This window comes from Flaviflexus massiliensis (genome assembly GCF_001375495.1).
In the GTDB taxonomy this organism is placed as follows: Bacteria; Actinomycetota; Actinomycetes; order Actinomycetales; family Actinomycetaceae; genus Flaviflexus; species Flaviflexus massiliensis.
Map to the genome: position 1 here is coordinate 772,450 of NZ_LN831058.1, position 14,978 is coordinate 787,427.

Sequence of the window (14,978 nt, forward strand, 5' to 3'; positions counted from 1 at the left end):
GCGAGAGAACGCCCGCCGAGGAAACCTCTGAAACTTCCAAAGCGACACGATATTGATCTCGGTGTGCTCGCCTCGGAAGTCGCGACGCGACTGCGCGCGGGCATGGGGGTGGAACGGGCGTGGCGGCTCTCCCTGGAACGATCGGGACTACCGGAACGGGTTCCAGTCCTCGACCGGCAGGGCACACCGAGGGTTCTTGTGGAGCTTGAGAACCAGGTGGGGTTGGTGGCCGAGGTGCGCGCATTTCTCACGGGCGCACCCCGAATATCTCACCTCACAAGAGTGGCTCTCCCGTCCTTGCTGGCGGCAACCAGACTCACCTGGCAGACCGGAGCCCCCATGGCCGATGTGCTGGATGAATGCGCCGAGGGACTGACCGAGGCTGGCGAAGCCCAGTCCGCTCGCGAAATCGCACTCCAGGGCCCAAAGTCGACAGCAACGATGCTCGCCTGGTTACCGCTCGTCGGATTGGGGCTTGGGATCATGATGAGAGTTGACCCGCTCGGCTTCCTCCTCGGTTCAGGGCTCGGAAGAATCTTCCTGGCCGCAGGCATTGCCTGCGAAATTCTTGGGCTCGTCATTGTTCGCAAGATGGTGCGCACCGCCCAAACCGAAGGCGCGATCGGCAGGCAGTCATGATCATTCTTGCCCTCGCGATCCTTGCCGCCATGATGTGGTGGCCCGGAAGGCGGCTTGCCCGGACCAAGCCGGAACCGCCGCCCCGGCCTCAGCCGGTCGACGAAGCGATGGTGATCGACCTGGCCACGGCACTCGTCGCCTCCGGAGCCTCCATTCCTTCCACGCTCGATGCGCTCGGTCGGTGCCTCCCTCCCGGCTCGGAAGCCGATGATGTCATCCGTGCCGGCAAAGCCCTGCTCATGGGAGCTGGATGGGACGAAGCCTGGGACGGGGCCTCGGGAAAGCTTGCTCGTCTCGCGCGAGCCTTCGAACCCGCCTGGGTTGATGGTGCCCCTCCCGTCATCATGCTCCGGCGTGCCGCGGCAAGTGTGCGGGCGAGGCGGATGAAGGACGCGCAGGAAGCCGCAGCAAGGCTCGGGGTTCGGCTCGTCCTGCCCCTTGGCCTGTGCTTCCTGCCCGCCTTCTTCCTGCTGGGTGTCGCCCCCGTCATTATCTCGATGGGGATGACACTCCTCGGGGGCTAGAACAGGGCGACCTTCGGTGCGGGTGGGAAGATCTCGCTCAGCTCCGCCATGTCCTCCTCTGTCGGGACCCAACCTGCCGCCTTCGCATTGGCCGTGATCTGCTCGGGCCTGGTAGCGCCGGCAATAACTGAGGCGACCGGGTAGGAGGCGAGGAGGAACGAGAAGGCAACATCGAGTTCCGTCAGGTCACGGGCTTGCGCGAAGTCACGGAACTTCCGCAATTGATCAAAGTCGGTTGTTTCCATCAGCTGCGGCTTGGTCACCGCGAGGCGCGAACCGTCCGGTGCGAGCCCATCGGTGTACTTGCCGGTGAGAAGTCCGTTCGCGAGCGGATAGTAGGGGACAACGCCGATCCCGAACTGGGCTGAGGCCGGGAGGACCTCAAGTTCGGCCCTGCGGTCGAGCAGGTTGAAGTTGTTCTGGGATGCGATGAAGCGTTGGGTTCCCAGCTCGCGGGCGAGGTGATCGGCATGGGCGATTTGCCAGCCCGACAGGTTGGAGTGTCCGAGGTAGCGGACTTTGCCGGCGGTGACGAGATCGTCGAGGGCAGCCAGGGTCTCCTCAAACGGAGTGTTGGGGTCGACCGAGTGATAGTAGAGCAGGTCGATGTAGTCCGTGCCGAGCCGTTCGAGAGAGGACTCGACGGCGCGCACGATGTAGCGCCGGGAGCCGCGGGCACCGAAATCGTTGCCGTTGCGCCCCTTCATGTCCATCCCGAACTTCGTTGCGATCACGATATCGGAGCGATGCTTGCCAAGCGACTGCCCGAGGAAGGTTTCTGACAGGCCCGGCTCCATGCCGTACATATCAGCCGTATCGAACATGGTGATCCCAGCATCCAATGCCGCCTCGACCACCGCACGGGTCCCTTCCAGGGTTTCTGTGGCTGCGTTCTTGCGACCGAAATTGTTACCACCAAGACCAACAGTGGAGACCGTAAGACCGGAATCTCCCATACGACGTAGTTCCATGCCCCAAGTCTACGGATGGGTGCACAGGACGTCACGCGCATGCACCTCCACGACCAGGTTTCGACCCCGAGGGTGCCGAACCTGTTTCGGCGACAGTTCTTGTGTGCCGCCCGGCACGAACAGTTGAAAGGAACAGAAAAATGAACACCCAAGTGAACGAACCCGAGGTCATGATCGACGATCCGGAAGCCGGCATGGCAACCGCGGAGTATGCCATCGGCACGGTTGCCGCTACCTCCTTCGGAGGTCTCCTCGTCTGGATTCTCGATCAGCCGTGGGTGCGTGAAGCACTCGAAAACATCTTCCGAAACATTTTCTCCATCTTCTAGATCGCAACCCGCGGTCTCCGACAGAGCCGGCCCCGTGCGGGGCCGGCTCGGGAGGGCAACATGTTAAGAACGAAACGAAAACGGACTGTGGAAGGCAAAAGACGGGAGAGCGGGAGAAGGGATGATCGGGAGCGTGGGATGGTCACCGCGGAGCTCGCAATCACGCTCCCGGCTGTTCTGACCGTCCTCTTCCTCGTCGTGAGCTTCGGCATGGCACTCGTAACCCAGATCCGAGTCAGTGACGCGGCACGGGAAGCGGCCCGAGGCTATGCGATGGAGATGAGCTCGAGCGAGGTCCGCGAACTCGTGTCCGCCCGGGCAGGAAAAGATGCCACCGTACATCTCAAGCAGAGCGGTGAACTTCTCACCGTCACCGTGAAATCACCGGTTGGCGGACCCTGGTCGCTACTGGATCTGACTGCGGAGTCGTCCATGACTGCGCTCGCGGAGGCCGGACGGTGAACGAGTCAGAACGCGGGTCGGGAACGATCCTGTCGACCGGACTCATCGCTGTCATCTCCGCCTTCGCCCTTCTCCTCGGCCTGCTCGCTTCAGGATTTGATGCCAAGCACCGTGCAGATAGCGCGGCGGACTTTGCGGCGCTTGCGGCCGCGGAAACGCTACACGACCCGTTCGCGGAATCAGATCCGTGCGCGGTAGCGGGCACGGTGGTGGAGGATGCCGAACTGGTGTCCTGCACGATCAGGGGCGACCGGGTCGTGGTGGAGACGCGGGCCGATGTGCGCTTCGCGATGATCGGGCAGCGCTATCTCACGGGTAAGGCCGAGGCGGGACCTACCTAGGTCATGTCCTCCACAAGCGCCTTGCCCAAAAGGAGCGCGCCAACCTTGGAGAGCGGGGAATTGCCGTTGCCGCATTTGGGAGACTGCACGCAAGACGGACAGCCCTCCCGGCACGGGCACGACTCCAGGCGGTCAACGGTGGCTTCCAGCCATTCCCGCGCCTTATGGAAGCCTCGCTCCGCGCAGCCAGCACCACCCGGGGAGGCGTCGTGGATGATGATGGTGGGGTTGCCGGTTTGGAGGTGGAGCGCGGTCGACAGGCCACCAATGTCCCACCGGTCGCAGGTGGCGAGGAGGGGAAGCATGCCGATCGCGCAATGCTCGAGGCCGTGTAGTGCCCCGGGAAGGATGTCCGGGGTGAGGCCCACCTCCGCGCACCTGGCATCGCTCATCGTCCACCAGCACCCCTGGGTTGGGAGCTCCCGTAGCGGCATTTCCAACGGTGTTCGCCCCAGGTACAGGCCGTCGTGGTTGCGCCTGGTGTCGTATCCGGTGACGCGCGAGGCAACGAGAACATCACCGAAGGCAAGGACCCCGCTCTTGGTGGTGATCTCGATCTTGGTGTCGACCAGTTCGACGGCAGTTTCCGCCACGGCAAAGGTCCTGATTTCTTCTTCCCGGAAGGGTTCGACGATGGCACGCTCCTCGTCGAGAGACTGGACCATGAACGGTTCACCCTGGTGGATATAGATCGCGTTTGGGTGCACCGTCGTATCGGCCTGGGATCCCGAGACCGTGCCAAGGAGGGTGCCCGTGCTGCCCTCGATAATGGATACCTCGTGCCCAGCGCCGCGAATATCGACCAGCTCGTGCGCGGAGGTTCCAAGGGCCACATTCCAGCGCCACTTGCCTCCCCGATACGTCAGAAGACCGGCTTCGGTCAGCTCAGCAAAATGTGCGGTGCTGTCGAAACCAAACAGGGCAGCATCCTCTTCGGTCAGCGGAAGCTCTGACGCGGCCGCGCACACGTGCCCGGACACGACATAGGGATTGCTCGGGTCAAAGACCTGAGCCTCAACAGGCTGGTCCAGGAGGTTCGTGACATGCTCAGCCAGATACTGATCGAGTGGGTCATCGCGGGCAATGAGAACGGCGATGCCCTCGCGGGAGGATCTGCCAGCCCTCCCCATCTGCTGCCTAAAAGACGCGTAGGTACCCGGCCACCCAGACATCACCACCGCGTCGAGACCGGAGATATCGATCCCAAGCTCGAGGGCGTTCGTCGTGGCGAGGGCACGGATTGTGCCATCGCGCAGGGCTGCTTCCAGCTCCCTGCGTTCTTCGGGAAGATAGCCTCCTCGATATGCGGCGACGCTGCGGGCGAAGCGGGAATGCCTCTCGGTCAGGCGTTCCCGGATGAGGGAGCTGATTGTTTCAGCGCCCGCGCGGGAACGACTAAACACGAGGGTGGAGGCTCCCGCGTCCACTGCCCGAGCCGCCACCTCGGAGGCCTCCTTGAGAGCCGAACGCCGAGCCGGTTCGGGTTTCTTGTCAATGACAAGAACATCGTCCTGCTCGGTGGTGGGGATGGCCTTGCCGCGGGCAAGAACAAGGCGTGAGGGGCTGTGCGAGGAGGTGTCCCGGTTGATGACGGTGATGTCAGCGGGGGAGAAGCCTAGGAACCGGCCCGCGGTGCTTGCGGGGTCGGTGGCGGTTGCCGAAAGAAACACGACGGTGGGATTTGAGCCGTAGTGGCGGGCCACTCGGAGCATTCGCCGCACGACGAGTGCCATGTTGGCTCCCATCATCCCCCGGTAGGTGTGGAACTCGTCGATGACGATGGCGGTGAGACCGGACCAGAGGCGGGTCCACCGGTCGTGGCCTGCCAGCATGGAGAAATGCGCGAAATCCGGGTTTGTGAGGATGACATTCGCGTAGGCGCGAGCCCACCTGCGAACTTCGGATGGAGTATCGCCATCAACAGTGGTGGGCTGGACTCGTTCGCCCGTCAGGGTGACCAGCCTCGCGAGGGAATCCAGCTGGTCGGCGGCAAGCGCTTTTGTTGGTGACAAGTAGAGGGCGGTGGGGCGCTTGCGAATGTCGGCCAGGCTCGTTGATTCGCGGTGGTGGAGGATGCGGGAGATGATCGGCACCCATGCGGTCAATGACTTGCCAGAACCCGTCCCGGTTGCGATGACCGTGTGATGGCCGGCCTCAATGGCCTCCATCCCCTCCACCTGGTGCTCCCACGGCTGACTCACACCCAGGGTCTTCAGGCCAACTGGAATATCGGGATGGATCCACGCCGGCCACGGGGCTCGGGTACCGTCCTGCCCGGGCGTGTGGAGAGTGCCGGCAATCTGGTCGGCAGAAAAACCGTCCATGATCGCATTCCAGATAGTCATGGTGACAGGGTAGTCGTTCCCGTAAGCATTCGAAGCGAAGGCGCCTTTGCGGTAGAGGGGGTGCTACTTGGCGGACTCTTTCGCCGCATCAATAATCGAAATGATGAGTGCGATGCTCATGAAGACTGCGATGAGGATGTAACCCCACAGGAACGCAATATCGTGGCCTGCCTCAAGGTTGCTGAAGTACAGTCCCGTGACAGCCGCGGTGCCGACGGCGGTGCCGATGCGCTGCCCGGTCTGCATGATGCCACCCGCCGTACCACCGTGGTTCGGCGGCACGTCGCGGAGCGTCAACGTCTGGTTCGGAGACGTGATCCAGCCGGCACCGAAACCGATGGGGAGGACCGCGAAGGCCAGCACCCAGATCGGTGCACCATCAACAATGGCGAATGCGGCCCAGACCGTTAGCGCAAGCCCGATGATGTTGAGGACGAGACCGACGATGACGAGCCTACGCCCGTGGGTCATGACGAGCCGGCCACCAATGTAGGACGTGAACACGGAGACAATCGCCGCGGGCAGGCCCACGAGGCCGGCCACGAGCGCGGATTCACCCGCACCGTTCTGCACAAACTGGGCGATGAGAACCCACACCGTGGTGGTACCCGCGAAGAACACCGTGATCATTGCCGTGCCCAGGGTGAAGGATCCATTGCGGAACAGCGACATGTTGACCATGGGGGAGCGGCCCGAGTAGCGGTAGCGCTGCTCCCACACGAACCAGGCAATACCGATGATGATGCCGGCGGGAGCAAACCACCACGTGTTTGCATTATCGGTCGCCATCATGAACGGCAGCATGAAGAGCAAAACAGCGACGCCAAGCAGGAGCGCGCCGACCGGGTCCAGGTCGTGCTTCGCACCCCGGGACCGGGGCGTCCTGGGAAGCCACATGATCGCGAGAACAACGGAGATGATCGAGAGGGGGACGTTGATTCCCATCGTCCACCGCCACCCAACACCATCCGGGAACCAGCCGATGATTGCGCCGCCAATGACCGGTCCGATCGCGACCGCGAAGCCAACGACCGCACCCATGAGACCGAAAGCCCGGGCACGATCCGCACCCCGGTAGTACTGCTGGATAATGCCGGTTGTTTGGGGATTCATGAGGCCGGCACCGACACCCATGAAGGCACGCGCAATATTCAGAACAAGAATGTCCGGTGCGATTGACGCAACGAGCGAGGCTAGGCCGAAGAGAGTCGTGCCGGCGATGAAGAGGCGCTCGCGACCAAACAGGTCACCGGACCGTCCCGCGGCGACAAGAATAATACCGAAGGTCAGTGAGTAGCCCGACAGCACCCACTGCAGGTCAGTCGAGGATGCTTCCAGCCCGATCCTGATCGATGGCAGCGCGACGTTAATAATCGACACGGCGATAAGTGCCATAAAGAGCGAGGAGAGAAGGACAATGAGGACCCTGTTGCGGTCCTTGGCTGAAAGAAGATTTTCGTCGGTCACAGCACTACACCATATTCTTTTCGGTGTCCGTCGGGAACGCTTGGTGTCGAGATCAACGCAAACTTCGATAACATTTCCCGACCCGGTAACGAAGCATGAAAGATTTGGAATGGTGAGCGGAATGGATCTCCAGGTATTGGTGTCGGCGTTGCGGGAAGATTTACGCGGTTTCACGATGGCGTCAATCACCGAGGCACTTGGACCGGTGGGCATGGCCGGCGTTGAACGTGAGCAGCGTCTACCCGCACTCACCGCGATTTCTGCTGCTCCGAGCAGGATCGGCTACCTCGCCTCCTTCTTCATGCTCGGGGGAAGCCTCACCCGCGAACAGTTCGCGGAAGCATTCCAATCGCTCTCCTACGAGGAAGCCTTGGAGCACGGGCTGGTGGATGAGCATGGCAGGTCGACGATCGCCCTGCGACCCGTTGCGGTCCCGGACCGTCATGGTGGCGGCGAACTTCTCATCGCTTCCGATCTTGGCCCCCTCCAGGGACACGCCCCGGAAACGAATCACGTCATGCCGGTCGGGGGAGCGACCCTCACTCTTGCGGGGCTCACGCGTTACGACGAGGGTCAGTCCGTTCTTGACCTGGGGACCGGGTGTGGTTTCCATGCGATCCTTGCTGCCCGGGCCGGGGCTCGCGTGGTCGCAACGGATGTTTCCCAGCGGGCCCTCGATTTCACCCGGTTCAATGCTGCGCTCGCGGGCGTCAGCGTTGATCTGCGGCTGGGGTCTCTCTTCGATCCGGTTCCTGAGCGGTTTGATCGCATTGTGTCCAATCCGCCGTTCGTCATGACACCACCGCGGGTGCGGGAGCAGATCGGCACATTTGAATACCGCGACGGTGGGGGCACCGGTGATTCGCTCCTGCAAGCGATCCTTGCGGGCTTGGGTGATCACCTAGCGGATGATGGTTTGGCCTGGATCCTCGGCAACTGGCATATCGCCGCAGGCGTGGGCGATGTGGAGTTCGATAGGGCATGGCGTGAACCGATCGCGCGGTGGCTGGGGGACCGTAGGGCCTGGGTGGTGCTGCGAGAAGCACTGGATCCCGCCGAGTACGCGAACATGTGGCTCCGTGAATCCCAGTTGACGGGAGCGGCTTTTGATTCTGCTTTTGCAACGTGGCTGAGTGTGGCCGACATGAACTCGTCGGTTGCCTTTGCCTACCTCACGATCGGTGGGGCGGAGGGGCCGCAGCGTCTGGAAGAATACCGCGGCCCGATTGCCGAAACTTTTGTGGATGCCACCTGGGAGGGTGTGGGACGCGCGGGAATGACGGACGACGAACTGCTCGCCTCTCATCTTGTTGCCAACGGGGTCCAAGAGAAACGGCTCCACACCGCGGGACAGCCCGATCCCTGGCACATTTCCCTTCTCAGCCACGGACGGGAGATTCCCGTGACCGCCGAGGTGGCGGGATTTGTTGGGGCCTGCGACGGTGATTTGAGCGCGGGCCAGATCATCGGTGCGATCGCGACGCTGGTGGATGTAGATGAGGAGGAGCTCGTTGGCCAGGTGCTCCCGTACGTCCGTGACCTCATCGGTGCCGGACTGCTTGCCGTCAACGGGTGATATCGTGAGGCGCAGAATGGGAGCGAGTTGAACATCGGGGTATCACTCCTTATATATTGTGCCTAGTCCCCGTCGCGGAAAAATCAATCGAAGGAAATTCAGTGACCAAACTTGTCATCGTGGAGTCTCCCGCCAAAGCGCGCACCATCGAGGCCTATTTGGGCTCCGACTTTGTGGTGGAAGCTTCCGTTGGTCACATTCGGGACTTGGCAGAACCCAAGCAGCTGCCCGCAGACATGAAGAAGGGGCCGTACGGCAAGTTCGCAGTCAACACCGAGGACGGTTTTGACCCCTACTACATTGTGGACGCGAACAAGAAGAAGACCGTGACGGAACTCAAGCGGCTACTCAAGGACGCTGACGAACTCTATCTGGCAACGGATGAGGACCGCGAGGGTGAAGCCATCGCGTGGCACCTGCTGCAGGTCCTGAAGCCAAAAGTGCCGGTCAAGCGCATGGTGTTCCACGAGATCACGAAGGAAGCGATCTCCCGGGCCCTCGAAAACACGCGCGAGATCGATGTGCAGCTCGTTGATGCTCAGGAATCCCGACGCATTCTCGACCGCCTTTACGGCTACGAAGTCTCCCCGGTCCTGTGGCGCAAGGTGGGCGGCGGCCTGTCCGCTGGTCGCGTGCAGTCGGTTGCCACCCGCCTCGTTGTGGAGCGGGAGCGGGAACGCATGGCGTTCGTCGAATCCCACTACTGGAGTGTCCAGGTCAAGGTCCGGGGCGGCGATGAAGGGAAAGAAGAGACCTTTAAGGCACGCCTCACCGCGGTTGACGATCACCCCGTCGCTCAGGGACGGGACTTTAGTGATGATGGGAAGCTGACAGCGTCCGCGATCCGCAAGGATGTTGCGGTCCTTGACGAAGAGTCCGCCAAGGCAATTGCGAAGGCCCTGCACGATGCTCATATCGGTGTGGAGAAGGTCGAATCGAAGCCCTCGAAGCGCCGTCCGGCGCCTCCCTTCACGACATCGACGCTACAGCAGGAAGCCTCCCGTAAGCTCGGCCTCAACTCCCGCCAAACCATGAGCCAGGCCCAGCAGCTCTACGAAAATGGTTTCATCACCTACATGCGTACCGACTCGGTCGACCTCTCGAAGGAAGCGATCTCGGCAGCCCGCAGCCAGGTGAAGGAACGCTACGGCGCCACCTACGTTCCTGACAGCCCCCGCTACTATTCCAAGAAGGCGAAGGGCGCCCAGGAAGCCCACGAGGCCATCCGTCCCGCCGGTGACACCTTCCGCACCCCGGACCAGGTGAAGAACGCACTGTCCGGGATGCAGTACAAGCTGTACGAACTGATCTGGAAGCGCACCCTCGCATCGCAAATGTCCGACGCTCAGCTACTCACCGTCTCGGTGCAGATGTCGACTGGTGTGGATGCTGCAGGATACTCAAAGGCCCGCCTGTCGGCTTCTGGAACCGTTGTCACCTTCCCCGGCTTCCTCGCCGTCTACGAGGAAGGACGAGACACGTCGCGCTACGAAGAGAAGGAAGCGGAATCTCGGCTACCCGAACTCGCCGAGGGCGACATCGTTGACGTTGTCGATCCCGGCGCGGTCGCCGACGGTCACGTCACGACCCCGCCCCCGCGCTTCACGGATGCGTCGCTCGTCAGCAAGCTGGAGGAACTCGGTATTGGCCGTCCCTCCACGTATGCCTCCACCATCTCCGTTATCACCGACCGCGGCTATGTTGAGCGCCGCGGGCAGTCCCTCGTCCCCACGTGGGTTGCGTTCTCCGTCGTGCGGCTGCTCGAAGAGAACCTGCCCGGATACGTTGACTACGACTTCACGGCGCAGATGGAGACCTCGCTCGACTCCATCGCGGCCGGCAAGATCAACCGCGTCAGCTACCTCGAGTCCTTCTACCACGGGGATGACGACCACAAGGGCCTTCAACACGAGGTTGAGAACCTCGGTGAGATCGATGCACGCGCACTCAACACAATGGCAATCGGTGAAGGTATTGATCTCCGTGTCGGCAAGTTTGGTCCCTACATCGAAAAACAGGTCAAAGATGGTGATCCGGTCCGGGCTTCCGTTCCGGCCGAGCTCACTCCCGATGAGCTGACCGTCGAGAAGGCAAAGCAGCTCATCGAGCAGGGCAAGGATGATGGCAAGGTCCTGGGACAGCATCCCGAAACGGGCCTCGATATTGTGGCAAAGAATGGCCGCTTCGGTCCCTACGTGACCGAGGTACTCGCGGAGGATGCTCCGAAGACCGCCAAGCCCAAGACCGCGTCCCTGTTCAAAAACATGAGCCTCAGTACGATTACTTTCGATGAGGCCATGCAGCTACTGTCGCTTCCTCGCGAGGTCGGGAAAGATGCCGAAGGCATCGCCATTACCGCCCAGAACGGCAAGTTCGGTCCTTACCTGAAGAAGGGCTCCGACTCACGTAGCCTCGAGACCGAGGAACAGCTTCTCACGATCACCGTTGAGGAAGCCGAGGCGATCTTTGCTCAGCCGAAGCGTCGCGGCCGCGCAGCGGCCGCAGCTCCCCTCAAGGAACTGGGTGAGGACCCGGTTTCCAAGAAGCCTGTTGTATTGAAGAACGGCAGGTTTGGACACTACGTGACCGACGGTGAAATCAATGCGTCCCTCCGCGTTGCTGACAGCGTTGAAACGATCACCCCCGAGCGTGCCTACGAACTGCTCGAACTGCGTCGCGAGAAGCTGAAGAACGACCCGCCCAAGAAGAAGCCCGCCGCGCGCAAGACCGCGGCCCGAAAGACCACCACGACCAAGACCGCAGTGAAGTCCACAACCGCGAAGTCGTCAACTGCGAAGACCGCTTCGAGGTCCACGAAGTCAGCAACTTCGAAGAGCACGACGGGTACGACCGCTGCCAAGCGGACCACGACCCGCAAGCCAACCAAGGCGGCCGCGGGAGAAGAGAACAAGTCGTGACCGGTAAATTTATTTCCTTCGAAGGGGGAGATGGAGCGGGGAAGACCACCCAGATCGGGAAGCTGGCAGAACGCTTAGAAGCGGCCGGAACCGAAGTTGTTGTCACCCGCGAACCGGGCGGAACCGAACTCGGTCTTGCCATCCGTCAAGCACTCCTTCACGGGGAAGACCTGTCCCCGCGCACCGAGGCACTGCTCTATGCCGCGGACCGCGCCCACCACATCGCGACCGTTGTGCGTCCCGCACTGGACCGTGGCGCCACCGTCATCACCGACCGCTACATGGACTCCTCGATCGCCTACCAGGGTGCCGCGCGAGGACTGGGGATGGACACGATTGGTGACCTCAACAGCTGGGCGGTTGACGGGCTCATGCCCGACCTGACATTCCTCCTCGACCTTGACCCTGTTATCGGAGCCACCCGCATCGGTGCCGCCAAGGACCGACTCGAATCAGCTGGCGACGCGTTCCATGCTCAGGTCCGCCGAACCTTCCTAGACCTCGCGGGACGCGAACCAGAAAGATTCGTCATTATCGATGCGAGCGGAAGCCCCGAACAGATCTCCGAAGAGATCGGGATGGCATATGGGCGTCTTTGATGACCTGGCCGGCCAAGACTCGGCCATCGCCACCCTGACCAGGGCTGCAACCGCGGCCCGTGACGGCGGCACCGGCATGACCCACTCCTGGCTAATCACCGGCCCTCCGGGATCGGGTCGCTCCACCGCGGCAAAAGCATTCGCCGCGGCACTGCAATGCACGGATGAGACCGTTGGGTGCGGTGAATGCCAGGGATGCCGGACCGTCATGTCCGATTCCCACCCCGACGTCGAGATTCTCAGCACCGAGGCTGCAACGATCTCGGTGGCCTCCGTTCGTGAACTCGTCTCCCAAGCCCAGGCGATGCCCACGGTCGGGCAGTGGCGCGTCATGATCATCAAAGAAGCTGACAGGATGCTGGAGCGCACAACAAACGTGCTCCTCAAGGCCATTGAAGAGCCACCACCCCGCACCGTGTGGATTCTCTGCACCCCATCACCCCGCGACGTCCTCACCACCATCAGGTCGCGATGCCGGGGGCTTAACCTTGTCGTTCCCCCTGCCGAGAAGGTTGCGGAGCTCCTCGTTCGCAGAGACGGTATTGACGCCGAGGCGGCACTCGTCGCGTCACGTGCCGCGCAGTCCCACGTGGGTGCGGCACGAGCACTCGCCCGTGACCCCAAGGTGGCATCCCGCCGTCACGACAACCTCACGGCCGTCTACAACATTAGGACGACGGGGCACGCCGTTCTGGCTGCCGCGGAACTACTCGACCGAGCCAAGGCGCAGGCCGATGACGAGGGAGATGATCGCACAGAGCGAGAGGTCGCCGAGCTTCGCAATACCCTAGGGCTGACCCCGAGCGAACAGATCCCACCCAAGCTCAAATCCCAGTTCAAGCAGCTCGAGGCGGAACAGAAGCGTCGCGAAACGCGCCAGCTTCGTGATGCCATCGACCGTTCGCTCATTGACCTGCTGTCCTTCTACCGGGACGTTCTCACCGTCCAGCTCGACACCGATACCGACCTCGTCAATCCGGACTTTGATCGCGAGATCCGGGAGATAGCGGACGCGACAGGGGCCGAGAAAACCATTGCGATCATGGATGAGATATCGCTTGCAAGGGAGCGCATCGGCGGCAACATTGCGCCGGCGCTTGCCGTGGAGGCGATGATGGTCGCTGTTCGGCGCTGAGGGGAACAATCCCCATCCACCATGCTGCGTCGAATCATTTGAGGAATCTGGTTTAGCCTGGAGGGGTGAAACGCTTCTCCGCCCTCGCCCTGACACTGTTCCTCGCTCTCGGAGCCTGTTCTTCTTCCGTGCCCGGTGAAGACCTGGCCGGAGACGAGGCTGCAATACCCTCGCCCGCACCCGAAGGGCTGGAAGAATTCTACAACCAGGACATTGAATGGGGTGCCTGCGAAGATTCGGGAACGATCAACTCGGAATGCACGACAATCACGGTGCCTCTCGACTATGACAACCCCGACGGGGAAACGATCGAGATCGCGGTTCTCAAGGCGAAAGCTACGGAAGAAGCCAGGGGCTCGCTCTTTGTGAACCCCGGGGGCCCGGGAGCCTCCGGACAGGACGTCGCAGCATCGGCTTCCTTCTACTTCACCGAGGAGTTGCGAGCAAACTACGACATTATCGGGTTCGACCCGCGCGGCGTGGGCGATTCAGCTCCCGTAGACTGCCTGCCCGACGATGAGCTCGGCATCATGCTCGACAAGTCGTACGAGGACACGGATGACGGCGAAGCTGAAGCGATCGCGGACACGAAAGACATTGTGGCCGCCTGTGAGGAAACCTCGGGAGAGCTGCTCGAATTCGTCAGCACTATCGATGCCGCGAAAGACATGGATGTCATGAGGGCAGCGCTCGGTGAAGCGAAGCTCGACTATTTTGGTTTCTCCTACGGCACCCACCTCGGTGGTCAGTACGCCGACCTGTTCCCCGAAAACGTTGGCCACATGGTTCTTGACGGTGCGGTCGACCCCGCCATCTCCTCCCTCGACCAGTCGTACTTCCAGGCCGTTGGTTTCGAACAGGCGCTCGATGCCTACATCGAGTACTGCCTCGCTGAGGAAGATTGCCCGCTGGAAGGCGACAGCCCTGAAGAAGCTAAGGCCTACCTGCAGGAACTCATCACAAGCACAGCAGACGAACCGATTGAGACCGCCATTGAGGACCGAGTTGTGAACCCCGGAATCTTCTACACCGGAATCGCCACCACCCTCTATGCCGAAGAAACCTGGCCATATCTGACCCAGGCTCTCGACATGGTGGTCAACCAGGACGATGGCACCCTCATCCTCACCTTCAATGACCTCATGATCGGCCGAGACACCTACTCTGGTGCCTTCAGCGACAACTCGCTTGAAGCTCGATGGGCCATCAACTGCATCGACTACCCGGCAGACATCGATGAGGAAGCAATCGCGGAAAGCGATGCCCGTCTGCACGAAGACGCTCCGACCTTCGCACCCTACTTCGAAGGTGGGGACACGTTCTGTGGCGAGTGGCCGTATACGGCCGATGAGGTCCCCGGACCCTTTATTGCGGAAGGCTCCAACGACATCCTTGTCATCGGTACCGAAGGCGACCCCGCCACCCCGTACCAGTCGTCCGTAAACCTTGCCGAGCAGCTTGATAACGGCGTCCTCCTCACCTGGGAAGGTGAAGGGCACACCGCCTACGGAACGGCCGGCCCCTGCATTGAAGACGCCGTCGACAACTACTTCATCAACGATGAGGTTCCCGAAGACGGACTCACCTGCCCTGCCGAGTAGGACAGCGATTGGACCCCGGACCCAGACCTGGGGTCCAATCGTGTCCAGCGCCATAGGCCACTATTTGAAAT

13 protein-coding genes are annotated in these 14,978 nt (G+C 61.8%); 10 read left to right on the forward strand and 3 right to left on the reverse strand.

Annotated features, from left to right (window positions below; all coding sequences use genetic code 11):
* The first annotated feature begins 63 nt into the window (after positions 1-63).
* Positions 64-639: a type II secretion system F family protein gene (locus tag BN1241_RS07410; protein WP_054953009.1), complete on the forward strand. Its 576-nt coding sequence runs from the start codon at positions 64-66 to the stop codon at positions 637-639.
* Positions 636-1,163 carry a type II secretion system F family protein gene (locus BN1241_RS07415; protein ID WP_054953010.1) on the forward strand — a complete coding sequence of 176 codons (528 nt, stop codon included), beginning with the start codon at positions 636-638 and terminating at the stop codon, positions 1,161-1,163. The genes BN1241_RS07410 and BN1241_RS07415 overlap by 4 nt, the downstream gene beginning before the upstream one ends.
* Here BN1241_RS07415 and BN1241_RS07420 read toward each other — a convergent pair.
* Positions 1,160-2,134, reverse strand: a complete 975-nt coding sequence (locus tag BN1241_RS07420) for an aldo/keto reductase (RefSeq protein WP_054953011.1) — start codon at positions 2,132-2,134, stop codon at positions 1,160-1,162. The two genes, BN1241_RS07415 and BN1241_RS07420, sit on opposite strands and share 4 nt — an antisense overlap.
* Before the next feature lie 140 nt (positions 2,135-2,274).
* Between BN1241_RS07420 and BN1241_RS07425 the strand changes: the two genes are divergently transcribed.
* From BN1241_RS07425 to BN1241_RS07435, 3 genes are all read left to right on the forward strand, one after another.
* Positions 2,275-2,463 carry a DUF4244 domain-containing protein gene (locus BN1241_RS07425; RefSeq protein ID WP_054953012.1) on the forward strand — a complete coding sequence of 63 codons (189 nt, stop codon included), beginning with the start codon at positions 2,275-2,277 and terminating at the stop codon, positions 2,461-2,463.
* 138 nt (positions 2,464-2,601) lie between these two features.
* Positions 2,602-2,925 carry a TadE family protein gene (locus BN1241_RS07430; protein ID WP_054953013.1) on the forward strand — a complete coding sequence of 108 codons (324 nt, stop codon included), beginning with the start codon at positions 2,602-2,604 and terminating at the stop codon, positions 2,923-2,925.
* Positions 2,922-3,266 carry an Rv3654c family TadE-like protein gene (locus BN1241_RS07435; protein ID WP_054953014.1) on the forward strand — a complete coding sequence of 115 codons (345 nt, stop codon included), beginning with the start codon at positions 2,922-2,924 and terminating at the stop codon, positions 3,264-3,266. Before BN1241_RS07430 ends, BN1241_RS07435 begins: the two co-directional genes overlap by 4 nt.
* On the opposite strand, the gene BN1241_RS07440 is transcribed toward BN1241_RS07435, so the two are convergent.
* Both BN1241_RS07440 and BN1241_RS07445 read right to left on the reverse strand, forming a co-directional pair.
* On the reverse strand, positions 3,263-5,611 hold the full coding sequence (locus tag BN1241_RS07440; RefSeq protein ID WP_077138323.1) for a DEAD/DEAH box helicase: 2,349 nt from the start codon (positions 5,609-5,611) through the stop codon (positions 3,263-3,265). The genes BN1241_RS07435 and BN1241_RS07440 overlap by 4 nt on opposite strands.
* Before the next feature lie 63 nt (positions 5,612-5,674).
* Complete coding sequence (locus BN1241_RS07445) at positions 5,675-7,078, reverse strand: MFS transporter (protein ID WP_222704420.1); 1,404 nt, start codon at positions 7,076-7,078, stop codon at positions 5,675-5,677.
* A gap of 121 nt (positions 7,079-7,199) precedes the next feature.
* Here BN1241_RS07445 and BN1241_RS07450 point away from each other — a divergent pair, with 121 nt between their 5' ends.
* The 5 genes from BN1241_RS07450 to BN1241_RS07470 all read left to right on the forward strand — a co-directional run bounded on the left by BN1241_RS07450 (position 7,200) and on the right by BN1241_RS07470 (position 14,907).
* A complete protein-coding gene (locus BN1241_RS07450; protein WP_054953016.1) occupies positions 7,200-8,654 on the forward strand; it encodes a DUF7059 domain-containing protein in 1,455 nt (484 codons plus the stop codon).
* Positions 8,655-8,755: 101 nt separating this feature from the next.
* Positions 8,756-11,572 carry a type I DNA topoisomerase gene (gene topA / locus BN1241_RS07455; protein WP_054953017.1) on the forward strand — a complete coding sequence of 939 codons (2,817 nt, stop codon included), beginning with the start codon at positions 8,756-8,758 and terminating at the stop codon, positions 11,570-11,572.
* On the forward strand, positions 11,569-12,171 hold the full coding sequence (gene tmk / locus BN1241_RS07460; protein ID WP_054953018.1) for a dTMP kinase: 603 nt from the start codon (positions 11,569-11,571) through the stop codon (positions 12,169-12,171). The genes topA and tmk overlap by 4 nt, the downstream gene beginning before the upstream one ends.
* A complete protein-coding gene (locus BN1241_RS07465) occupies positions 12,158-13,306 on the forward strand; it encodes a DNA polymerase III subunit delta' (RefSeq protein WP_054953019.1) in 1,149 nt (382 codons plus the stop codon). The genes tmk and BN1241_RS07465 overlap by 14 nt, the downstream gene beginning before the upstream one ends.
* Before the next feature lie 65 nt (positions 13,307-13,371).
* Positions 13,372-14,907 carry an alpha/beta hydrolase gene (locus BN1241_RS07470; RefSeq protein ID WP_054953020.1) on the forward strand — a complete coding sequence of 512 codons (1,536 nt, stop codon included), beginning with the start codon at positions 13,372-13,374 and terminating at the stop codon, positions 14,905-14,907.
* The last annotated feature ends 71 nt before the right edge of the window (positions 14,908-14,978 follow it).

What these genes read in the sequence shown, in the direction of transcription:
- BN1241_RS07415 (WP_054953010.1), top strand. Translation starts at nt 636, where the DNA reads ATGATCATTCTTGCCCTCGCGATCCTTGCCGCCATGATGTGGTGGCCC.
- BN1241_RS07420 (WP_054953011.1), bottom strand. Translation starts at nt 2,134, where the DNA reads ATGGAACTACGTCGTATGGGAGATTCCGGTCTTACGGTCTCCACTGTT.
- BN1241_RS07425 (WP_054953012.1), top strand. Translation starts at nt 2,275, where the DNA reads ATGAACACCCAAGTGAACGAACCCGAGGTCATGATCGACGATCCGGAA.
- BN1241_RS07430 (WP_054953013.1), top strand. Translation starts at nt 2,602, where the DNA reads ATGGTCACCGCGGAGCTCGCAATCACGCTCCCGGCTGTTCTGACCGTC.
- BN1241_RS07440 (WP_077138323.1), bottom strand. Translation starts at nt 5,611, where the DNA reads ATGACTATCTGGAATGCGATCATGGACGGTTTTTCTGCCGACCAGATT.
- BN1241_RS07450 (WP_054953016.1), top strand. Translation starts at nt 7,200, where the DNA reads ATGGATCTCCAGGTATTGGTGTCGGCGTTGCGGGAAGATTTACGCGGT.
- BN1241_RS07465 (WP_054953019.1), top strand. Translation starts at nt 12,158, where the DNA reads ATGGGCGTCTTTGATGACCTGGCCGGCCAAGACTCGGCCATCGCCACC.